General features: G+C 48.4%; 14 protein-coding genes and 2 pseudogenes. 8 read left to right on the top strand and 8 right to left on the bottom strand.

Annotated elements, in window-relative coordinates:
• Positions 1 to 39: 39 nt before the first annotated feature.
• Positions 40 to 894, top strand: a complete 855-nt coding sequence (rfbD, locus tag H8S52_RS05885) for a dTDP-4-dehydrorhamnose reductase (protein ID WP_186909460.1) — start codon at positions 40 to 42, stop codon at positions 892 to 894.
• 38 nt (positions 895 to 932) lie between these two features.
• Positions 933 to 2507: a peptide chain release factor 3 gene (locus H8S52_RS05880; protein ID WP_005657707.1), complete on the top strand. Its 1575-nt coding sequence runs from the start codon at positions 933 to 935 to the stop codon at positions 2505 to 2507.
• Between the two features lie 214 nt (positions 2508 to 2721).
• Here H8S52_RS05880 and H8S52_RS05875 read toward each other — a convergent pair whose 3' ends face one another.
• Both H8S52_RS05875 and H8S52_RS05870 read right to left on the bottom strand, forming a co-directional pair.
• Positions 2722 to 3378 carry a hypothetical protein gene (locus H8S52_RS05875; protein ID WP_131796826.1) on the bottom strand — a complete coding sequence of 219 codons (657 nt, stop codon included), beginning with the start codon at positions 3376 to 3378 and terminating at the stop codon, positions 2722 to 2724.
• A 171-nt stretch (positions 3379 to 3549) separates the two neighbouring features.
• Complete coding sequence (locus H8S52_RS05870; RefSeq protein ID WP_186909459.1) at positions 3550 to 4026, bottom strand: hypothetical protein; 477 nt, start codon at positions 4024 to 4026, stop codon at positions 3550 to 3552.
• Positions 4027 to 4179: 153 nt separating this feature from the next.
• Here H8S52_RS05870 and H8S52_RS19800 point away from each other — a divergent pair.
• From H8S52_RS19800 to H8S52_RS05845, 5 genes and pseudogenes are all read left to right on the top strand, one after another.
• A pseudogene (locus H8S52_RS19800) lies at positions 4180 to 4338 on the top strand (DDE transposase); the annotation flags it as partial.
• Positions 4323 to 4637 (top strand): annotated as a pseudogene (locus tag H8S52_RS05860) (DUF234 domain-containing protein); the annotation flags it as partial. The pseudogenes H8S52_RS19800 and H8S52_RS05860, both read left to right, overlap by 16 nt.
• Positions 4638 to 4771: 134 nt before the next feature.
• Entirely contained in the window at positions 4772 to 5029 is a 258-nt protein-coding gene (locus H8S52_RS05855; protein ID WP_117984402.1) for an OadG family protein, read from the top strand.
• A 41-nt stretch (positions 5030 to 5070) separates the two neighbouring features.
• Positions 5071 to 6906, top strand: coding sequence for a biotin/lipoyl-containing protein (locus tag H8S52_RS05850; protein ID WP_186909458.1), 1836 nt, complete (start codon positions 5071 to 5073; stop codon positions 6904 to 6906).
• Positions 6906 to 8141 carry a sodium ion-translocating decarboxylase subunit beta gene (locus H8S52_RS05845; protein WP_016661442.1) on the top strand — a complete coding sequence of 412 codons (1236 nt, stop codon included), beginning with the start codon at positions 6906 to 6908 and terminating at the stop codon, positions 8139 to 8141. The genes H8S52_RS05850 and H8S52_RS05845 overlap by 1 nt, the downstream gene beginning before the upstream one ends.
• 79 nt (positions 8142 to 8220) lie before the next feature.
• On the opposite strand, the gene H8S52_RS05840 is transcribed toward H8S52_RS05845, so the two are convergent.
• The 6 genes from H8S52_RS05840 to H8S52_RS05815 all read right to left on the bottom strand — a co-directional run bounded on the left by H8S52_RS05840 (position 8221) and on the right by H8S52_RS05815 (position 18891).
• On the bottom strand, positions 8221 to 9495 hold the full coding sequence (locus H8S52_RS05840; RefSeq protein WP_186909457.1) for a TolC family protein: 1275 nt from the start codon (positions 9493 to 9495) through the stop codon (positions 8221 to 8223).
• Positions 9496 to 9571: 76 nt separating this feature from the next.
• Positions 9572 to 12604: an efflux RND transporter permease subunit gene (locus H8S52_RS05835; protein WP_186909456.1), complete on the bottom strand. Its 3033-nt coding sequence runs from the start codon at positions 12602 to 12604 to the stop codon at positions 9572 to 9574.
• 51 nt (positions 12605 to 12655) lie between these two features.
• Positions 12656 to 13708: an efflux RND transporter periplasmic adaptor subunit gene (locus H8S52_RS05830; RefSeq protein WP_186909455.1), complete on the bottom strand. Its 1053-nt coding sequence runs from the start codon at positions 13706 to 13708 to the stop codon at positions 12656 to 12658.
• A gap of 10 nt (positions 13709 to 13718) precedes the next feature.
• Positions 13719 to 16037, bottom strand: coding sequence for a family 65 glycosyl hydrolase domain-containing protein (locus H8S52_RS05825; RefSeq protein WP_186909454.1), 2319 nt, complete (start codon positions 16035 to 16037; stop codon positions 13719 to 13721).
• Positions 16038 to 16299: 262 nt separating this feature from the next.
• Complete coding sequence (locus H8S52_RS05820) at positions 16300 to 17670, bottom strand: SLC45 family MFS transporter (protein ID WP_186909453.1); 1371 nt, start codon at positions 17668 to 17670, stop codon at positions 16300 to 16302.
• Between the two features lie 51 nt (positions 17671 to 17721).
• The gene (locus H8S52_RS05815) at positions 17722 to 18891 is read right to left on the bottom strand and encodes a LacI family DNA-binding transcriptional regulator (protein ID WP_181987216.1); all 1170 of its coding nucleotides are present in this window, start codon (positions 18889 to 18891) and stop codon (positions 17722 to 17724) included.
• Between the two features lie 246 nt (positions 18892 to 19137).
• On the opposite strand from H8S52_RS05815, the gene H8S52_RS05810 reads away from it, so the two are divergent.
• Positions 19138 to 21606 carry a polysaccharide lyase family 8 super-sandwich domain-containing protein gene (locus tag H8S52_RS05810; RefSeq protein WP_117954472.1) on the top strand — a complete coding sequence of 823 codons (2469 nt, stop codon included), beginning with the start codon at positions 19138 to 19140 and terminating at the stop codon, positions 21604 to 21606.
• Positions 21607 to 21954 lie beyond the last annotated feature (348 nt).

Genomic DNA, 21954 nt, shown 5'->3' with positions numbered 1-21954 from the left:
AGGTATCATAACCATAGGGAATAAATAGTAACTGTTAAGATGAATATATTAGTAACCGGTGCCAACGGTCAGCTTGGCAATGAGATGCGGGTGCTCTCTGCTGAAAATCAGCAACACACTTACTTTTTTACAGATGTGCAGGAACTGGATATATGTGATGAACAGGCCATACGTGCATTCGTGACCGATAATCGGGTGGATGTTATTGTGAACTGTGCCGCTTATACGGCAGTGGACAAGGCGGAAGACAATCCCGAACTTTGCGATAAACTGAACCATATAGCTCCCGGTTATCTGGCTGCCGCCGCCGAGGCTTGCGGTGCTGCCATGATACAGGTTTCTACGGATTACGTGTTCGACGGAACCGGTCATATTCCTTATACGGAAGAAGTCACTCCTTGCCCCAACTCCGTTTACGGCTCCACAAAACTGGCAGGCGAGCAGGCTGTTATGGAGAAGTGCAGCCGTGCGATGGTTATCCGTACGGCATGGTTATATTCCATTTACGGCAATAATTTTGTAAAGACCATGATTCGTTTGGGCAATGAGCGCGAGCAGTTGGGAGTTGTTTTCGACCAAATCGGTACGCCGACTTATGCCAACGATTTGGCACGTGCCATCTTTGCGGCTGTCAATCAGGGAATTGTTCCCGGTATTTATCATTTCAGCAACGAGGGAGTATGCTCCTGGTATGATTTTACGGTGGCCATTCACCGCATGGCGGGCATTACCTCGTGTAAAGTCAGCCCGTTGCATACGGACGAGTATCCGGCCAAAGCTCCGCGTCCTCAGTATTCCGTATTGGATAAGACGAAGATTAAAAAGACTTTCGGTATCGAGATTCCCCATTGGGAGGAGAGCTTGCAGGTCTGCATCGATAGGCTGGCGCAGTAAGCAAAATAATACTTATTTGAATATTATACCTTATATATATGGCAAGTAATCAAGAAATAGCGAGAAGACGAACCTTTGCGATTATCGCCCATCCGGATGCCGGTAAGACATCGTTGACTGAAAAGCTGCTGCTGTTTGGCGGTCAGATTCAGGTGGCGGGTGCGGTAAAGAGCAACAAGATAAAGAAGACGGCAACGTCGGACTGGATGGATATTGAAAAACAGCGTGGTATCTCCGTAACCACTTCCGTAATGGAGTTCGACTATCACGATTATAAAATCAATATCCTCGATACTCCGGGTCACCAGGACTTTGCCGAAGATACCTACCGCACACTGACGGCGGTGGACAGCGTAATCATCGTGGTGGACGGTGCGAAAGGTGTGGAAACACAGACACGCAAGCTGATGGAAGTCTGCCGCATGCGCAACACTCCGGTGATTATCTTTATCAATAAGATGGACCGTGAAGCAAAAGACCCGTTCGACTTGCTGGATGAGCTGGAGGAGGAACTCTCCATCCACGTCCGTCCGCTGACGTGGCCTATCGAGAGCGGTCCCCGCTTCAAGGGAGTTTACAACATCTATGAACGCAATCTCAATCTTTACCAGCCTTCCAAGCAGGTGGTGACGGAAAAGGTGGAAGTAGATATAAATACGGAAGAACTGGATAATCAGATCGGTTCGGCACTAGCGGACAAGCTGCGCGGCGAACTGGAACTGATAGACGGTGTGTATCCCGAATTTCAGGTAGAGGAGTATCTGAAAGGTGAACTGGCCCCCGTGTTCTTCGGCTCCGCCCTGAACAACTTCGGTGTGCAGGAGTTGCTGGACTGCTTTGTGGAGATTGCTCCCAGTCCCCGTCCTGTGAAGGCGGAAGAACGCGAAGTAGAACCGGAAGAGCCTAAATTCACAGGCTTCATCTTTAAGATTACCGCCAATATCGACCCAAACCACCGTTCATGTATCGCATTCTGCAAGATATGTTCCGGCAAGTTCACCCGTAATACGCCCTACCTGCATGTGCGTCATGGCAAGACCATGCGTTTCTCGTCGCCCACGCAGTTTATGGCGCAGCGCAAGACTACCATCGACGAGGCATGGGCGGGAGATATTATCGGTTTGCCGGACAACGGTACGTTCAAAATCGGCGATACGCTGACGGAGGGTGAGATGCTTCACTTCCGCGGACTGCCGAGCTTCTCGCCCGAGATGTTCAAGTATATCGAGAATGCCGACCCGATGAAACAGAAGCAGCTTGCCAAAGGTATCGACCAGTTGATGGACGAAGGTGTAGCGCAGTTGTTTGTCAACCAGTTTAACGGACGCAAGATTATTGGTACGGTAGGGCAGTTGCAGTTCGAGGTAATCCAATACCGTCTGGAAAATGAGTACAGTGCCAAATGTCGTTGGGAGCCGTTGAGTCTTTACAAGGCCTGCTGGATTGAAAGTGATGACCCTGCCGAACTGGAGGCGTTCAAGAAACGCAAGTACCAATATATGGCGAAAGACCGCGAGGGCAGGGATGTGTTCCTTGCAGACAGTGGCTACGTACTGCAGATGGCGCAGATGGATTTCAAGCATATCAAGTTCCACTTTACGAGCGAGTTCTAATGTAGATATATACTATTGCGCTATGACAGAAGGGTGTTAAAATACACTTGATGTTTTTTAGGCACGCAAATCTAAAGGATTACGCGGATTACACGGAAGGCACAGATTTTTTTTATTCTTTTTCCGTGAAATCCGCGTATTCTGTGTCTAAAAAGAAACAAAATATTTTATAGTGCCTGAAAAAGACAATGTGTACTTTATCGGATGCTTACCTTTAATTATTGGAGATAAAAATCATTTTATTCTTCACATATAATTTTTGAATAGAAGCATTATTCATTGGAGTACCATTATCATAATATTCAACAGTATTGGCGCACAAAGAAAATACATCCTCGTTATTTGAATGTTGCACTTTCTCGATAAAAAATGGTTTATTAAGAACTAAAGTGGCCTTTCCCTTTTTCAGTATAATCACAGTGATATATGGAGGTTGACTCATAATAGTTATCCCTGTAAATAATAGCATGACAGTATCACAGTCTAAATCCTTTTGATAAAAGGCATCTGCCATAGGTGATAAAGAACTCTTCAAATTTGGTGAAAGATATTCCCAGCCATCAGCATAATCTATAGAATATATTGTTTGTCCATTATAAGCAATTTCAAGATAGTGCCAATCACCCGGTTCATTTTCCCAACCTGCATTTTTAAAGCATTTTACAATATACTTATCTCCATTTTGTGCTGATACATTATAACTTTTTTGCAGTGAATGAGATGTTATATTGTCAAAATTACCATTATTAAAAGCTTCAATAAATTGAGGTTTGCTTTTGATTTGATTGTTATCATAAGCAAAAACTGGTTCTTGAGCATAACTTAGAAAGTGCATTATGCACATTGTTAAAATTAATACTAATTTTTTCATATTCATTTAAGTTTATAAAATTCCATACTATCACGAGTAAAAACAAATCTAAAATCTGTTTTTGAATCTTTTTCTAAATTCCAAGCCTTAGACACAAGGATCTGTTGCACACTTTTATTTGCTGGCAAAGTTATACCGATGTATATAACTCTGCTAACAGATTAATTCATTTTACTCCCATAAGATACTTTTTTTGAATTCGGTCTTATACCCCTTCTCTTCATCTTTTACTATCTTTCCATTTTCTTTCTTTGCTATAATTCTTGCATCTATCTTAACAGAAATGTCTACTGCATAAATATTATTATTTTGACACCATTTGGTTAATTTATGAATATAACGGTTTTCTTCATATGGGGCTAGGTATTGTCCTTTTCCTATATTATAATAATAATGTTGGTCATCATAAATAAGCCTTTCTCTACTACAAAGGATATTGCCATTCTTATCTTTATATAAGAATGAAATAGAAGAGACATACTCGTAAACAATTCTCTCTGTAGGTATAAATTTAAAAACTTTATTTGTTTCATTCTTGAGAAATAAAGTTATTTCTTTACTCGTATTATCATAATCTATCCGTATGTTTATCTGTGCGGCTCCATGTAGTGGAAAAATAATACATATTAAATACCAAAAGTGTTTCATACAACTTTATTTAGGGACATTCAGTAAATATTATAAAATTAGCTAATTGATTCATAGATAAAGCATTGCGAATTAGTCGTTTTTTGTATCTTTAGGTGTTCCGCCGCAAATAAGGTTTGTCAGCTAAAACGGGGGAAATCTCCCAATAAAGATATGGCTAAGATACAAAATATTTCAGAAATTCACCCTACTTTGGGCTTTACAGAATTTGATATTCAGGAAAGATACTGCAAGAGTTTTCATGAGAGTGAATTTGGCGGGCTTCATTCGGTGTTTCCGTTTGAGCGTGTGGCAAAGGCCACAGGTCTATCATCAAATCCGACTATTCAACTTATTCAGGTATCATGCTGGAAAGATATTTCAAACAGCAGTTTGCCGAAAGTTTCCAATATCGGGCTATAGGTTCGTGGTGGGAGCCGAAGGGCAATCAGAATGAAATTGATATTATTGCTCTGAAATTGGAGAAAAATCAAGCTGTGGCGGCAGAAGTGAAGCGGCAAAAGAAAAACTTCAAACCGGAACTGCTGGCTGGGAAAGTGGGACATTTAAAGAAAAAGCTATTGCCGAAATATCGGATTGAGACGGTTTGTTTGTCGTTGGAAGATATGTAGTGACCGGCTACTTGCTCTTTTCTTACTTTTATTTTAGCATAATTTATCATTGTAATATTCTATATTCTCGTCTATTATCACTAATTTCGGACGATTTTTTTGCAAATCTGATAGAATAACTAATAATTTATAATATGGAAAACTTGAACATAGCGCTCCTGCTAATGATAGTGGGTATGGCAACGGTCTTTGCCATCCTGCTGATTGTAATCTACTTGGGAAAGGGACTTATCGCCCTTGTGAATAAATATGCACCCGAAGAGGTTGCTCCTGCCAAACAGGCGGCAAATGCTCCTGCGGTTGTTCCCGGCAACATCATGGCGGCTATCAGTGCGGCGGTTACGGTAGTGACGCAAGGCAAGGGTAAAGTTGCGAAAGTGGAGAAAATCTGAAATAACTAATCTTATATAAACACACACAGGAATAATTTGGTATGAAAAAAGAAATTAAGTTCAGCTTGGTATTCAGGGATATGTGGCAAAGTGCCGGAAAATATGTGCCCCGTGTAGACCAGCTGGTAAAGGTAGCGCCTGCCATTGTCGAGATGGGATGTTTCGCTCGTGTAGAAACGAATGGCGGCGGTTTTGAACAGGTAAATTTATTGTTTGGCGAGAACCCCAATAAAGCTGTGCGCGAGTGGACGAAGCCGTTCCACGAAGCCGGTATACAGACACATATGTTGGACCGTGCACTGAACGGCCTGCGCATGAGCCCCGTGCCTGCCGATGTGCGCAAGCTGTTTTATAAAGTGAAGAAGGCGCAGGGTACGGACATCACACGTACTTTCTGCGGACTGAACGATATACGTAACATCGCTCCTTCCATCACTTATGCGCACGAGGCGGGAATGATTTCGCAGTGTTCGCTCTGTATCACCCATTCGCCTATCCATACTGTGGAATACTATACAGATATAGCATTGAAGCTTATCAAGCTGGGTGCAGACGAAATCTGTATCAAGGATATGGCAGGTATCGGCCGTCCGGTATCTTTAGGCAAGATTGTGGCAAACATCAAGGCTGCTCATCCGGACATTCCCATCCAGTATCACAGCCATGCGGGACCCGGTTTCAACATGGCAAGCATCCTTGCGGTTTGTGAGGCCGGTTGCGACTATATCGACGTGGGTATGGAGCCGCTTTCATGGGGTACGGGACATGCCGACCTGCTCAGCGTGCAGGCCATGCTGAAGGATGCCGGTTTCAAGGTTCCCGAAATCAATATGGAAGCGTACATGAAAGTACGTGCACTTATCCAGGAGTTTATGGATGATTTCCTCGGTCTGTACATCAGCCCGAAGAACCGTCTGATGAACTCGTTGCTGATTGGTCCGGGACTTCCGGGCGGCATGATGGGAAGTCTGATGGCGGACCTGGAATCCAATCTGGAATCTATCAACAAGTACAAGGCCAAACGTAACCTGCCGTTTATGAAGCAGGACGAACTGCTTATCAAACTCTTCAACGAAGTGGCATACGTATGGCCGCGCGTAGGTTATCCACCGTTGGTGACTCCGTTCAGCCAGTACGTCAAGAACCTTTCCATGATGAACGTCATGGCCATGGAGAAAGGAAAAGAGCGTTGGGGTATGATAGCCGACGATATTTGGGACATGCTGCTGGGCAAGGCAGGCAAGCTGCCGGGCGAACTCGCTCCCGAACTCGTTGAAAAGGCGGAACGCGAAGGACGTAAGTTCTTCAACGGCAACCCGCAGGACAACTATCCCGATGCACTCGACAAGTACCGCAAGCTGATGAAGGAAAACAAGTGGGAACTTGGCGAAGATGATGAAGAACTCTTTGAATACGCCATGCATCCGGCACAGTACGAGGCTTACAAGAGTGGCAAGGCGAAAGAGGATTTTCTTGCCGATGTGGAGAAACGCCGTGCCGAACGCGACAAATCCCCTCTGGACGATGCCAAACCCAAGACGCTTACCGTGCAGGTGGACGGACAGGCTTATCGCGTGACGGTGGCTTACGGCGACATCGACCTGCCGGCTTCCGCCACCGACAAGATTACCGCTCCCGCCGGTGAAGGGCAGGAAGTGGCTGCCCCGCTCGAAGGCAAGTTCTTCCTGACCAAGAATGCACAGGAAACTCCCCTCAAGGTAGGAGATAAAGTGAAGGAGGGCGACCTGCTTTGCTACATCGAGGCCATGAAAACCTATAATGCCATCCGTGCCGACTTCAGCGGAACGGTGACCGCTATCTGCGTCAATCCGGGTGATTCTGTTTCTGAAGATGATGTATTAATGAAGATTGGATGATGGAAGATATATTTGCGAAACTCTATGATATGACGGCGTTCAGCAATATCATTGCCGATCCGTCGTTCCTTATAATGTATGCCATTGCCTTTATTTTGCTGTATCTGGGCATCAGGAAGCATTACGAACCGCTGTTGCTGGTTCCCATTGCTTTCGGTGTGCTCATTGCCAATTTCCCCGGTGGCGACATGGGGGTTATCCAGGCAGATGAAAACGGCATGGTAATGGTGAACGGAGTGTTGAAGAACATCTGGGAAATGCCGTTGCACGAGATTGCACACGACCTCGGCCTGATGAACTTCATCTACTATATGCTGATAAAGACCGGATTTCTGCCGCCTGTCATCTTTATGGGTGTGGGTGCGCTGACGGACTTCGGACCGATGCTCCGCAATCTGCGTCTTTCCATATTCGGTGCGGCTGCGCAGCTCGGTATCTTTACCGTACTGTTGTGTGCCGTAATGATGGGCTTCACGCCGCAGGAAGCCGGTGCATTGGGTATTATTGGCGGTGCGGACGGTCCTACGGCTATCTTCACCACTATTAAGCTCGCTCCGCATCTGCTGGGTCCTATCGCCATTGCGGCTTATTCGTACATGGCGCTGGTTCCGGTTATCATTCCATTGGTTGTGAAACTGCTCTGCAGCAAGAAGGAACTGATGATTAATATGAAGGAGCAGGAAAAGCTTTATCCGTCAAAGACCGAGATAAAGAATCTGCGTGTACTGAAGATTATTTTCCCGATTGCCGTTACTACCATTGTAGCTCTCTTCGTGCCGACGGCAGTGCCTTTGATTGGTATGCTGATGTTCGGTAACCTGATTAAGGAAATCGGTTCCGATACCAGCCGTCTGTTCGATGCGGCAGCCAACAGCATTATGAATGCGGCAACCATCTTCCTCGGACTGAGTGTGGGGGCTACCATGACGAGCGAGGCATTCCTCAACTGGACCACTATCGGCATCGTTGTCGGCGGCTTCCTTGCATTTGCCTTGTCCATTTCAGGCGGTATCTTCTTTGTGAAGCTGTTCAATCTGTTCTCCAAGAAGAAGATTAATCCGCTGATTGGTGCGACGGGATTGAGCGCCGTGCCTATGGCAAGCCGCGTATGCAATGAAATCGCTACCAAGTACGACCCTAAGAACCACGTACTGAATTACTGTATGTCCAGTAATATTTCCGGCGTCATCGGTTCTGCGGTGGCGGCAGGCGTATTGATTTCGTTCCTCGGATAAGAAAGTTGAGATATAAAAAGGGGATGCGTCAAAACACAAATAACGAGTGTTTTGACGCATTCCCTTTTTATTTTCGCCTTTATTCACTGATAGCTTTCCTGTATTCAGCCAATGCCATCTTTGCGGCAAGGTGCGCATTGATAAGGTTGGTTTGGGCCTGTGTCCACGAAAGCTGTGCGGATAGCACATCGACCATGCTTGCCTTGCCTTCATTGTATGAGAATGTAACCAGGTCGAGATTCTCTTCGGCAAGCGCCATATTCTCCCGGGCTGTCTTTACCTGTTGTTCCGTTTCCGTCAGTTTGGTGGTAGCGGCGGACAGCTCTTCTAAAATAGTATCTGCCACATAGCTTTGCTGTAATTTCTGAATACCTATATATGCCTTTTGCTGGCGGTTGGTCTTGAAGCGTGCACCCCATCGGAAAATGGGGATGTTGAGATTGATTCCCGCAATGGGCGTATGGGGCACATCTTGTCCCATATAGGTGATACCGGTATCCCAACCGGTTGCCAGGAACATACTGAGTTGGGGATTATACTGGCTGAGGGCTGCCTTGCGTTGCGCTTCGCTCCTGGCGATACTGACATGGGTTCCGGTATAGTCCGCACGGCGGGACAATACTTCGTCAAGACTCAGTAAATCGACGGGCGGACAGTGTATGCCGATTTCACAAAGACTGTCTACTGCGGCATCCGGTTTCACTCCCATCAGGATATTGAGTTGCTGCAAGGCAAGGGTATAGTTCTGGCGGGCTTTGATATACTGCAATTCGGCCTCTTTTTTACGGGTGGAAATCATCAGTAAATCCGTACGGCTGATGGCTCCGTCATTAAACCTGTCTTGAATGATGTTGTACTGTTGGCTGACAATCCCTTCAAAACGGGCGGCGGCTTCGAGTGTTGCCAATGCGGCCGAGGCATTCCAGTAAACCGCATCGCTCTGATAGTGTATCTGGTCGAGGGTCAGCTCTATGGCAAGTTTGTCCAGCTCTTCATCGGCTTTGGCAATCTTTTTCCGGGCCATGAGCGAACCGCCTGTGTAAAGAGGCTGTCCCAGTGTTGCCAATGCCTGATAGGTGTAAGGACGGTACTGTCCCGCCGGACTGTTCCAGGCATCCAGATGGCTCAGATTGGCAGTTCCTTCGGCAGTAATGTCTATCTTGGGCAGGAAGCCAGTCTGTGCTATCTTGCGGGCTTCGGTGCTTGCCGTAGCTTTCAGGCGTTGCTGTTTCAGCAGTTGGCTGTATGCTTCCACTTTGTCCCGATAAGCCTCGCGGCTGAGATAGCTTTCTTGTGCCGCGGCATTTATACCGAAGCTGATTACTGACAATATAAATATAATCTTTCTCATCATTCAAATCGTAAATAGTCAAATCATTAAATCATTAAATAGTAAATCGTAAATCGTAAATAGCCGAGTCGCAATCCCTCTATCCTTTTATCCGGTGTATCGCACAGTAGGCCACGGGCAATACAAACAGGGTGAGTATCGAAGCTATCAGCAGGCCGCCCATGATAGTGGCCGCCATACCGCCGAACATGGCGTCGAACAGTAACGGCAGCATACCCAGGATAGTTGTTCCCGATGCCATGGCTACGGGAACAATGCGGGTGGTCGTTGCGCTGATAACCGCTTCATGCGGTGCTTTTCCGGCGGCCGTTTCCGTATCAATCTGGTCTACGAGGACAATGGCGTTCTTGATGTTCATTCCAATCAATCCCAACAAGCCCAGGATGGCGAAAAAGTCGAATGTCTTGCCTAACAGCAACAGTCCCAGTACGATGCCGATAAAGATAAGCGGAAGCATCAGCAAGATGACGATGGGTTTGCGGTAGGTCTTGAACAGGAACAGCAGGGTGACGAACATCAGGAAAAACGTCAGCGGCATGTTGGCTGCCAGTGCGGCATTGGATTCGGCCTGGCTTTCCTGTTCGCCAAAGTACTTCATGGTATATCCTTCGGGAACATCGATTTCTTTCTGCACCTGCTCCCACACACGGTTAAAGGCGGCAATGGCATTTACACCCCGGCGGGGGTCGGCTTGCGCCATCATAACCATCTGGCGGTTGTAGTCCTTCACGTTGGAGAACTTGTACTGGTAGTCGAACTCACTGACCACTTGCTCCAGCGTGGTGGTTTCGCGCGTAGTTCCGAATACGGGCAGCGTGCGCAGGTCGTTAATGCGGAACGCGTCGATTGTGTTGTCTTTCAGTAGGATAGGAAGCACTTGGTCGCCCTGGCGGTATTCGCCCAGCGTCATTCCGTTTGTTCCTATTTGTATGCTCTGCGCCATGCTTTGGCGGGATACGCCTAACGGTTGCGCACGCTCCTGGCTGTATACGGGTTTCCAGATAGGAATCTTGTTACCCCAGGAGTTGCGCACATTGATAAGGTCTTTGTCGCGGTGCATTATTTCTAAAACCCGGTTGGTCAGCGCCACCAGCGTATCTGTGCTATTGCCGATAAAGCCTATCTCGATGGCGGCGTCTACGGCAGGCGAGAGTTTGAAGAGCGTGGTTCGGGTGATGGCATTGGGGTAATTCTCCTTCATATAGCTGTCCAGCTTCTCTTCATATTCTTTGGTGTATTTGCTGTCTGTCACTTCTATCAGCAGGTTGGCGAAGTTGGGTTTTGGACCTACGGAAGTGGATGCCAGATAGTAGCGCAGCGGGGTGCTGCCAAAGGTGACGGAAACCCGTTTCACTTCCGGCTGTGCCAGCAGGTGGGCTTCCACTTTCTTCATTTCTTTCTCTACATCGCGGATGCCGTATCCGTCGGGATAGAATACATCGGCGCGGAAATAAGGTTTGTCCAGTGAAGGGAAGAAGTTTTGAGGCATCAGTCCCATGATGACGAGGGAGAGGATGAACAATACGACCATGCTTCCCAACGTGAGCGTTTTCTTGCGTATCAGCAGGCTGAGGATGGATGCGAATTTATGGTAGAAAGGCTTGTCGTAAGGGTCTTTGTCGCTGTTGCCGGTTTGGGCTTTCAGTATGAAATTGCCGAAGGTGGTGGTTTGCGTCAATGCCAGTACCCAGCTCAGCCCCAGTGAGATAGCCAGTACGATAAATAGCGGCTTTACAATTTCGGCAACGGAAGACGGTGCAAGATAAAGCGGTAGGAACGAGCAGACGGCTATGAAGGTTGCTCCCAGCAATCCCCATTGCGGACCGGTGGCGCCGTCTATCAGCGCTTTCCGTCTGTTCACGCCGCGGGCTATGGCAATTTGTGCATTGTCGGTTACCACAATGGCGTTATCCACCAGCATTCCCATGGCGATGATAAAGCCTGCCAGCGAGGTACGGTTCAGTCCCACTCCCAGGAACGACATGATGAGCAGTGTGCCGCCAATGGAAAATATCAGTGAAGAGCCGATGAGTACGCCGGCGCGCATCCCCATTACCAGCATGATGATGACGATTACAATCAGAATGGATTCTATCAGGTTGATAATAAATCCGTTGTTCGCTTCTTTGGCAATGACGTTTTCAGGGTAAAGGCTTTCCAGTTCCAACCCTACGGGGATGAGGGGTAAGAGTTCGGCGAGCTTCTTGTCTACCAGCTCACCGGTTTTTACCACATCCTTCTGCGGGTCGGTGGAGACGCCGATGCCGATGGCCCGTTTTCCGTTTACGTGCATGATGGTGCCGGGCGGGTTCATGTATCCCTTTTCAACGACGGCTATATCGCCCAGCTTGACCTGCCCGCCGGGGGTGGTGATTGTCTGGTTGCGGATGTCGTTGACGGTGGTATAAGTACCGTTGGCCACAATGCGCAACTGCTGTTCGCCTGCACCGATTTCACCCGTATTGATAATCTGGTTCTGCGATTGCAGCAAGCCTGCCAGTTGTTTGGGGTCGATGCCCATCCCCGCCAGTTTGTTTACGGAGATAAAGATATTGATTACTTCCGTCTGTGTGCCGAACAGGGCTACTTTCATAACCCCTTCGGCAGTGATAACCTGCGTCTTGATACGCTCCGCCCAGTTGCGCATTTCTTCGTAAGAGAAGCCGTCGTCGCCGACCAGTCCGTAATAAATGCCGAATACATCGCCGAAGTCGTCCGATACCGTCGGTACGGAAGCTCCTGCCGGAAGTTGGGGCTGTATGTTGAGAACCTTCCGGCGCAGTTCGTCCCACTTCTGCGGGATAGATGCTGCGGAAAGCGACGGCTGTAGCTCGAACGTAATTTTGGAAAGTCCGTACATGGATTCCGATTTAATCTTGTACACTCCGCTCATGCTCTGTATTTCGCGGGAGATGGGTTCGGTAATGAGCCGTTCCACTTCGGCAGGCTCGGCTCCGGGATAGCGTGTCATGATGACCGCTGTCTTGATGACAAAGGGTGCATCTTCTTTCTTCCCCAAACGGCCGAATGAGAATATGCCGCCGATGAGCAGCACGGCAAGGAAGAAATAGATAATCTTTGTATTATCTAATGAATATTTGGCTAAGTTCATATATAAAAGGTGATAGGATGATAAAGTTATGAAGTGATAGAGGGAAAGCGGTTATTCCACCTCTTTTACCCTCTGTCCCTCTACCAGTTGGTATACTCCGGCAATGACAACGGTTTCATCCGGTTTCAGTCCTTTGGAGATTAGAAGATTGGCTTCACCGGTCGGCGAATACACGGTTACTTCGCGGCGGCTTACCCTGTTGTCTTTCACCACCCATACGTAGGTATTCTTGTTTTCGCTGTCACCGAATACGGCGCTCAGCGGTACATTCATCAGTTTTTCCCTTATAAAGGGAGCAATGTCCGAAGCGAGGCGGATGTTGCAGGTAAATCCGGGTTTCACATCGTATACGGCACGGTCGAAGGCGGGGTCGTCGATGGTGATGGTAACCGGAATACCCGTGCCGTCGGTCGATATGTCAAGATACTCTTCCAGTCTGGCATTGAATATATTGCCTTTGTACGTATCGAACTCCACCTTGAATGTGGCGTCTTTGGCACGAAGCAGGTACAGGTAATCATCGGGTACGGTAAATTTAATGCGCAGTTTCTGCGTATTTACCAGCCGCACAATCCCTTCTCCCGAATTGACGCGCTGATAGTTCTCTACCAGGCGCTTTTCGATAGAGCCGTCGAAGGGCGCGAGCAGTTTCGTATCGCGCATATTGTTGGTGGACAGCTCGTAGGCCGATTTGGCTTTCTGGTAATTGGCTACGCTTATTTCATACTCCTGCAGGGAGATGGCTTGGCGGCCCAGCAGCCGTTTGTTGCGCTCCACCTGGGCGGCAGCGGTTTCATAGGCAGCCTTGTCGGCGGCATATTGCAGGGAAATATCCCGCGGGTCGATGGCGGCAATCAGTTGTCCTTTCCTGACCCTTTGTCCTTCCACTACCGGAAGGTCGATGATTTGTCCGCTGACACGAAATGCCAGTTTCACATATTCCACCGCTTCCACCATGCCGGAGAAGTCTTTGAGTATTACCGACTGTGAACTTACGGTGGCAGTTTTCACAGGTCGCACGAGGGGAATATCTTCCCCTTTCTTTTGCCCGCAGGACGTGACGATAAGTGTCACCGTCAGGGCGAACAGATACATTTTCTTCATTTGTTTTTGATTAAGACAAGTCTTTGCGGTTGACAGTCAAATCCAACCCTTGTTTTAATTCATAAACGTTTTGATATACCTGTATGTTCAATTGTTTTCCTGCGGTCAGGCTGATTTTTATTTCTTTGCCTACCTGTATATGCAGCGTATTGCCCAAGTAATTCACTTTGAACGAATAGCCGCTCCATTTCTCCGGCATGACCGGCTCAATCTTAAGCGTGCCGTCTTGTACCTGCAATCCTGCGAACCCGCGTACGACAGCCAGCCAACTGCCCGGCATACTGGTGATGTGCAGTCCCTGCTCTCCTTCATTGTTGTAGTCGTCCAGGTCGAGGCGGGTAGCGTGTAAGAATAGTTGGTATGCCTTTTCCACTTTCCCGATGCGTGCGGCAAGAATGGAGTGGATGTGCGGGGAGAGGGAAGACTCGTGCACGGTCATCGGTTCGTAGAATTCGAAGTTGCGGCGGATGGTCTCTCGGTCGAAGTTGAAATAATAGAGGTACAGGCCGAGCAGGACATCACTCTGCTTGATGTAGCACGAACGCAGGATACGGTCCCACGACCAATACTGGTTGATGGGGCGTTCGCCGGCGGGAATGGCGTCGGTGCTTTGCAGAACCTTGTCCATGTAGCCGTCGTTTTGGATGAAGATACCGCGTTCCGGATCTTCCGGCAGGTACATCCGTTCGATAATGTCCCGCCAGCGTTCACTCTCTTCCGTATAATTCAGGTTGGTGATGCTGCATATGCGGGCATATTCATCGGGATATTGCCGGGCAATGATTTCAAGGAAACTGAGAGTGGTTTCGAGGCAACGCATGCAGGAGTAGTTGGTATACCAGTTATTGTTTACGTTGTTTTCGTATTCATCGGGTCCGGTAACTCCCAGAATGACGTATTTCTGCTTGGGTTGCGAGAAAGACACCCGTTGGCTCCAGAAGCGGCTGACGGCTATCATTACTTCCAATCCGTAATGGGCGATGTAGTCCAGCGTACCCGTAAGCGTGGCATGTTGCAGAATGGCATAGACAATCATATTGTTCCGGTGAACCTCTTCAAAAGTAATCTCCCATTCGCTGTGGCACTCTTCTCCGTTGCTGGTGACCTGCGGGAAGAGGGCGGCTCCATGGTCGAATCCCAACTTACGGGCATTCTCAATGGCTTTGGGCAGTTGCTTATAGCGGTATATCAGCAGGTTTTCGGCAATCTTCTTCGGGGTGGAAAGCAGGAAGAAAGGTACGCAGCACAATTCGGTATTCCAGTAAGTATTTCCGCCGTACTTCTCGCCGGTGAAACCTTTGGGGCCGATATTCAGGCGGGGGTCGTCTCCCCGGTATGTCTGGTAGAGCTGGAAGATGTTGTAGCGTATGCCTTGCTGGGCTTCCGGGTCGCCTTCGATACTGACATCGGTTTCGTCCCATATCTCCTGCCAGGCATTCCGGTGCTCCTGTTCCAGAGCATCCCAGCCTGTACTTTGGGCGTTGCGGGCTTCTGCTACGGAGGCTTCTATCAAATCCTGCCGTTCATAATAAAGGGAAGATGCTATGGCAATGTATTTGACGAGCGTCACGGTATCTCCCGGCTTCACTTCAGTGCCTACGCTGAATCCGGCCTGTTTTTCTTTTTCTATCCGTATTGGGTTGGCAAAAGTCTCTTTATTGTTCTTGAAGAACCGGTAGGTCATGGCATAGCATATCTGCGCATCCTCCCGCCTGGTTTGCGTCCACAGATAGGCGCAATCGCTGGTGGTGCCGGAACGCAGGATATTCCATATCTTTTCATCCGGATGCCTGACCGGGTTCGCGGTGTCTCCGTCAAGGATAGGCACGAGTGAAACCTTGCCTGTATAGTTGACGGACGTAACGCTGTACTTTATAAGGCAGAGATTGGGGTGAGCCATATTGGCGATATGTTCCACGTGCAGGCGGAGTTTGTTTCCCCGCGGAGAGGTTACTTCCGCGTCCCGATAAGAAATACCCGCTTTCATGTCGAGGCGTCTGTTGAAACTGTCCACATCCCATTGTGCCAGGTCCAGTTCCTCGTCGATGAGGCGCAGGCTGATACTGCTCCAGTCCGGAGCATTGGGAATGCGTGTGTAGAATTGCGGAAAACCGTTCTTCCACCAGCCTACACGCGTTTTGTCCAGAAAGGTGATACCTGCCACGAATGCGCCGCGATAGCTGTCGCTGCTGTATGGTTCTTCAAAATGTCCCCGTTGTCCGAAACGGCCGTTTCCAAGACTGAATATGCTTTCCGACCACCGCATGCGGTCGGCTTGAAAACTATCTTCTATAATATTCCATTCATCGGTTTTAAGGTATTTCTTCATGGCGCTCTTTTTCTGTGTTATCGGTGTAAAGATAGACAAATAAACGGATAAACAAATAGGATGCGGAAAAAAGAAGAATGTGCCAAAACTAAAATTTGTTTGCTATTTATTTTTAGGCACGGATTACGCGGATTTCACGGAAAAGAGATAAAATAAATCCGTGTCAATCCGCGTAATCCGTGCCTAAAAGAAATCATCAAGTGTATTTTACACCCTCTTACCGGTGAGGAAGCATATATTCATCGGTGAGGAGAGGAGCTGTTTACGCTCTTTCTCCTTTGGTCTCTTTTATCAAATATACGCAGGCAGCTCCGATAATGAGCATCACACCTGCCGTTACCAGCATGTTTATTTCAGGGGGAAGCATCCTTTCTGGCGTAAACAGTGCCAGAATACTTCCGCCTAACGCCGCTGCTACGATTTGCGGAATACAGATGGTTCCGTTAAACAGCCCGAGATACGTACCCATGTGTCCGCCGGACAAGGCGTTGGTCAGGATGGTGAAAGGCAGTGCCAGCATGGCGGCCCATGCGCAGCCTATCAGCAGGAAAGATACGAACAGCACATATGGGCTGTGTACGAAATAGGTGGATATAAATCCGATACCGCCCAGCACGAGGCTCAGCGCGTAAATGAAGCGGCGGTCTTTGAACATGGGAATGCAGATTGCCCAAAGTACGGAACCGATAGCCTGTACGGCAAACAGTACGCCTACCCAGTTGGCAGCTTCCTGATATTGCAGGCTCTTGGTGTCGAGAACTACTTTTGTGATTCCATTTACCGTATTCTCAACGGTGGGAGCATCAAATACATTTGCGGCGATGCTTCCGTTGGTGTATGTCCACATGAACATAAAGGCGAACCAGCAGAAGAACTGCACCAGCCCTACCGTCCAAAAGGCTTTCGGCGCTTTTACCAGCAGCTTCAGCATATTGACTTTCTCATGCTCCTGCTCTTCCGTGATACCATGATATTCGGCATACTCTGCGGGCGGCATTTCCTTGACTTTGACCGTTGTATAGATAACGCAGAATATCAGAATGGCTGCTCCGATATAGAACGAATAGATTACAGAATCGGGAATTACCCCCTGGGGCGCCGTGTTGCTGATACCCACCCACGCAAATATGAACGGGAACAGATAGCCCACCAGGCTGCCGGCATTGCATAAGAAACTCTGGATGGAATAGGCAAGTCCTTTCTGTTTTTCGTTTACCATGTCGCCTACCATCATCTTGAACGGCTGCATTGCCATATTAATGGAAGTATCCAGAAACATCAGCGATACCAGACCGAAAATCATGGCCGTGCTCACCGCCATACCGAAGCTGCCGGCATTGGGCAGCAGGCACATGACGAGTACCGCAACCAGCGAACCGATGAACAGGTAGGGAATGCGACGTCCGAACCGTGTCCATGTCCTGTCGCTGGCAGCTCCTACGATGGGCTGCACGATGATACCTGCCAGCGGCGGTAATATCCAGAAATAACTCAAACTGTGCGGGTCGGCTCCTAAAGTAGAGAATATACGGCTGATGTTCGCGCTTTGCAGGGCATACGCAATCTGTACGCCGAAGAAACCGAAGCTGATATTCCATAGTTTCCAGAAACTTAAATCGGGTTTTACTTTCATTGCTCTCTTGTTTTTTATGATATTAGTTTATAGATGAATTCGGTTGTGTTTTTATTTGGTCGTTCCCCTTACCACCAGATTTGTCCGTACAATCTTGTTGGTGCTTTTCCCCTCGTGCCCGTTCAGCTTGTCTGTAAGGATGCCGAATGCGCTTTTGCCCACTTCTTCTCCGTGCTGCTCCACGGTGGTCAGTTTCGGGTCGGTGCTTTGGGCGATGGCTCCGTCGGTGAAGCCGCAGATGGAAACCTCGTCCGGCACTTTCAGTCCTACCAGCTTACAGGCATACAATATGCCCGATGCCGTTTCGTCATTGATGGCGAAGAAACCGTCGGGACGGTTGTCGCTCTCCAGCAGGTCGGGCGTTATGGCAATGGCGCGTTCACGGTTGTCGCACAGCTTTATCATGCTGTCGTCCACCGGCACTTTGTATTTCTTCATGGCATCCAGATAGCCGTTCCGCCGGTTTTTGGTAATCTCCAGATGCGGAGATGCGCCGTAGAAGAAGATGCGTTTGCATCCGGTCTGAATCATGTACTCTACGGCGGCAAACGAGCCGGCATAGTCGTCCACAACCACCCGTTCCGTTTTCAGCTCCGTACAGATGCGGTCGTAAAACACAATCGGTATGTCGTTGTTCAGCAGCTCCTGATAGTGGTCGTATTGCTCCGTGTTTTTGGCAAGGGAGGCTATGACGCCGCAGACGCGGGCGGCAAGGAAAGAGTGGACGATTTTGACTTCCTGTTCGTAGGACTCGTTGCTTTGGGCCACGATTATGTTGTAGCCGGCTTTGGCCGCCGCTGTCTCGATGCCGCTCAGCACGCACGAGAAGAAATGATGCACCAGCTGGGGTACAATCACGCCAATCGTATTGCTGCGGCTCGAACGGAGGTTCACGGCAAGCACATTGGGTTTGTAGTTATGTTCGCGGGCGTAGGCATGGATGAGGTCGCGGGTTTCCCGGCTGATGTCCGGATTATCCTTGAGCGCTCTCGACACGGTGGACGGCGAGACATTCAATGCCCGGGCAATATCTTTAATGGTTATCTGCGGTTTGTTCATCAGTATGATTTCAATTTTCAGCCAAAGGTAATAAAAATAGGAAGATATACGAAGACCGTAGCCGGGCTTCTTATTTATCCTGCTGCAAAAATAGCGGAATGCGTCTAATAAAACTTTTCTGTTGATACATATCGGATTATAAGTTTGTGCAAACGATTGCATATACTGTTTGCAACCATGTATTTGCCCGTTGCACGGTAAATTCCCGGTAAAAATCATTTGCTATACGATAAATCTCCGTAACTTTATCCTCTGAAAAATGTGGTATCGCTATCATGTTCAAATAAAGATTTTAGAGCTTGTTTGAATTTTGTCCGGCATTCTTCAGGGAGTCGTTTAGAGGCTGTCTTTCTCAACCGGTTTTTAATCATCATACCGGCCTTTATTAATATAATGTATTGACTGACTATGATAAAGAGACTTGTTTTATTTTTTTGCCTATGCTTGCCGGCATTGGCTGCCTCTGCCCAAGAGCAGGAAGTTAAGTTTGCTTTCGATAACTATCGCCGTTATTACCGCGAGGCGCGCCTCTGCACCGATAGTGTAAAATTGGAGGCAATGAAGAAATTACGTGTTTATTTTCATGAGCATCCTTACAGGCTGTCTAAGGTGAACATGTCCGTGCCGCCCGCCAGGTGTCTGGAGTTGCTTACGCCGGAGGGGACATTCTCGGATATGGACGCTTTGGAAGCTGAGTTCGAACGTAGCAATGCCTATCGGAAGGGCTTTCATACAACGGCCGATGACCGGGTGGGCATTTTCATCGGAAACGCTCTTGACCGCTTGTGTTGCATTGCCGACGCATACCGCCGCGGTACGCTGACGGCAGACGAGTCGTTGAGCGACAAAGTGCTGAAAGCGGTGGTGCACTACGGCATGCTGGAAGCCGGACGCTCGAACGCCGTTTCCCGTTTTCACGCTTCCTGCTTTGCCATTCCTACGGCTGCGGTAAACATCTATTTCGCCTGGCTGGATAAAATGGAGCTTGCCGAACGCGGCGGTGCAACTCCTTTGCTGGAGGCCGCTTGCGATATGCTGAAAGTATTGGGGCTGCAAGCCTATACGCAGCCGTTGCGTCATGATGAAACCGACAAGAACGTTGTTTCGATAGAACGTTTCCGCAATCATGTATGGTGGGTGGGCGGCAACGCGTTGGCATACCGTTCGCTATTGCCCGTAGCTGCAATGTACAGTTCGGTGCCTATGGTGGATGTATTGGCAGAAGTTTGCCGGAGAGGTATCAGCGTGACTTCCCAGCTTACTCTGCACGATTCTTTCTGGACCGAAGGTTTTACTGCCGACGGTGCAGGGTGGGGACATGGCAAGCAATGCCTGATTTGGGGATATCCCATAGACGGAACCTTCAATGCCTTGAATATGCTGGGTATGCTGAAAGGGACACCGTGGGCGGAGCGCCTGAGCAGGGAGAATGCCCAAGCTATCCTGAACTTTCTGCGCGGTGGAAACTGGTACTACTATAAAGGATTTACCTTGCCTTGTCTGGACCGTGGCTCGTATGTCTATACCGCTGCCGAAAAAGAGATTCCTTACGCAAAGATGCTGAATAAAGTACTGACGGACTGGATGGATGCTTTTACGGAAACCGAGCAGGCGGAGTTACGGCAGTTATGGAAAGAAGTGAAAGAAAAGCATATCCGGATGGCGGGGTACGCTCCGGGCATGTATTCCGAAACCCGCTGGTTCTTTAATAACGATGATTTGATAAAGAAAACCCCCGACTGCCACATAATGGTGAATATGGCTTCCGTGCGTTGTGACGGCTTGGAGAGTGCGCCCAACTTTGCCGATGCCTATAATTTCTACCCTACGGACGGTATGACTTTGTTTCAGCGCAGCGGCAACGAATATCGCTCCATCATGGGTGGCTGGGACGTAACGGCATCTCCCGGAGTAACCGCACGCGAAGGCATGGAGCGCCTGGAACCGGTAGTTAATTGGCGCGGCTATTGCAGTAAGCATAATTATGCGGCAGCAGCCACGGACGGTAGCGGCGATGCAGTGGCGGGATATATTTTCGAGAAAATGAATGCTTCGGAGAAAGAGGGTGTGAACGACCGGGGCAGCAGTGCCGGCTGTAACGAGGTGCTTTATGGCGTAAAGGCTTATAAATCTTATTTTATTCAGGGAGACTATATGGTTGCCTTGGGAGCGGGTATAACGAACAGGCAGTCCGGACAGCCGGGACACATCCGTACCACTATCGACCAGACGGCCTTGCTGAATGATGTCTGTTTGTTGGAGAAAGGCAAGAAAACGGCTCTTTCAGCCGGTGTGCATACCTGGAAAATCTCAGGCAAGAACACACCCTGGCTGGTGCAGGAGGGGCAATTTGCTTACCGCGTTCTTCCTGAATACAGCCGGAAAGCGTTCGTAGCCTGCGAAACGCGTCCTGCGAACTGGGTGCTGCACAACAAAACAAATGCCGGTAAGAAGAATCTGCCGGATAGCGTGAAAATTCTCCGTTTGTGGATTGACCACGGACAAGCGCCCGTGGATGATACGTACGGTTATACCGTGTATACGGGAAAGGGCACTCCGTCCGCCCGGTTGCCTTTTCGTGTACTGAGGAATGACTCTTTGGTACAGGCGGTGCAGTCGGCAGACAAAAAACTGTTGCAGGCGGTGTTCTATCCGGGCAACAATGGCCTGCAGGCCGGCGGTGTGTCGCTTACAGCTTCTGAACCTTGTACCGTAATGATAAAGACGGTGGCAGGAAAGTCCGTCTTTACAGTGACGGATGCCTGCATGAATGCGGCTTTGAAGAAAATAACGCTTACTTATAACGGTAAAACGATAGAAGTACCTATGCCGCAGGGGGAATTTTGCGGTAGGACGGTATCGTATGAATTGCCTTAATGGGGCAGACGGGATGCCTTGTCTGTCTTTTTGGGAAAGGAGTTCCTGTTTTAGAGTTTTATACATTTTGTCATCACTCGTCACCAATCACTCTGTATCCCTTTATTGGAAAGGGATACAGAGTGTGATGACAAGTGTGACGAGAGTGTTGACAAATTTTTGGTCATCACTTAGATAAGTGTTATTTAGTTTATAATGAGGATGCTATGATGTTTTGCGTATAGGTGGTAATAGAGACTTATTTAATGATTTCTAAGTTCAAAGTAGCTTTATCATGCAATTCGGTGTACTATTTGGATATAAAAAGCTCGTAATTTTTTGAATCTGCTTTATATTAATAAGGTATTT

This window comes from Bacteroides sp. NSJ-48 (genome assembly GCF_014287405.1).
Taxonomy (GTDB): Bacteria; Bacteroidota; Bacteroidia; order Bacteroidales; family Bacteroidaceae; genus Bacteroides; species Bacteroides stercoris.
The sequence above is the reverse complement of the archived record's forward strand: the minus strand, read 5'-3'. Positions and strand labels throughout refer to the sequence as shown.

What these genes read in the sequence shown, in the direction of transcription:
- rfbD (WP_186909460.1), top strand. Translation starts at nt 40, where the DNA reads ATGAATATATTAGTAACCGGTGCCAACGGTCAGCTTGGCAATGAGATG.
- H8S52_RS05880 (WP_005657707.1), top strand. Translation starts at nt 933, where the DNA reads ATGGCAAGTAATCAAGAAATAGCGAGAAGACGAACCTTTGCGATTATC.
- H8S52_RS05875 (WP_131796826.1), bottom strand. Translation starts at nt 3,378, where the DNA reads ATGAAAAAATTAGTATTAATTTTAACAATGTGCATAATGCACTTTCTA.
- H8S52_RS05870 (WP_186909459.1), bottom strand. Translation starts at nt 4,026, where the DNA reads ATGAAACACTTTTGGTATTTAATATGTATTATTTTTCCACTACATGGA.
- H8S52_RS05855 (WP_117984402.1), top strand. Translation starts at nt 4,772, where the DNA reads ATGGAAAACTTGAACATAGCGCTCCTGCTAATGATAGTGGGTATGGCA.
- H8S52_RS05850 (WP_186909458.1), top strand. Translation starts at nt 5,071, where the DNA reads ATGAAAAAAGAAATTAAGTTCAGCTTGGTATTCAGGGATATGTGGCAA.
- H8S52_RS05845 (WP_016661442.1), top strand. Translation starts at nt 6,906, where the DNA reads ATGGAAGATATATTTGCGAAACTCTATGATATGACGGCGTTCAGCAAT.
- H8S52_RS05840 (WP_186909457.1), bottom strand. Translation starts at nt 9,495, where the DNA reads ATGATGAGAAAGATTATATTTATATTGTCAGTAATCAGCTTCGGTATA.
- H8S52_RS05835 (WP_186909456.1), bottom strand. Translation starts at nt 12,604, where the DNA reads ATGAACTTAGCCAAATATTCATTAGATAATACAAAGATTATCTATTTC.
- H8S52_RS05830 (WP_186909455.1), bottom strand. Translation starts at nt 13,708, where the DNA reads ATGAAGAAAATGTATCTGTTCGCCCTGACGGTGACACTTATCGTCACG.
- H8S52_RS05825 (WP_186909454.1), bottom strand. Translation starts at nt 16,037, where the DNA reads ATGAAGAAATACCTTAAAACCGATGAATGGAATATTATAGAAGATAGT.
- H8S52_RS05820 (WP_186909453.1), bottom strand. Translation starts at nt 17,670, where the DNA reads ATGAAAGTAAAACCCGATTTAAGTTTCTGGAAACTATGGAATATCAGC.
- H8S52_RS05815 (WP_181987216.1), bottom strand. Translation starts at nt 18,891, where the DNA reads ATGCAATCGTTTGCACAAACTTATAATCCGATATGTATCAACAGAAAA.
- H8S52_RS05810 (WP_117954472.1), top strand. Translation starts at nt 19,138, where the DNA reads ATGATAAAGAGACTTGTTTTATTTTTTTGCCTATGCTTGCCGGCATTG.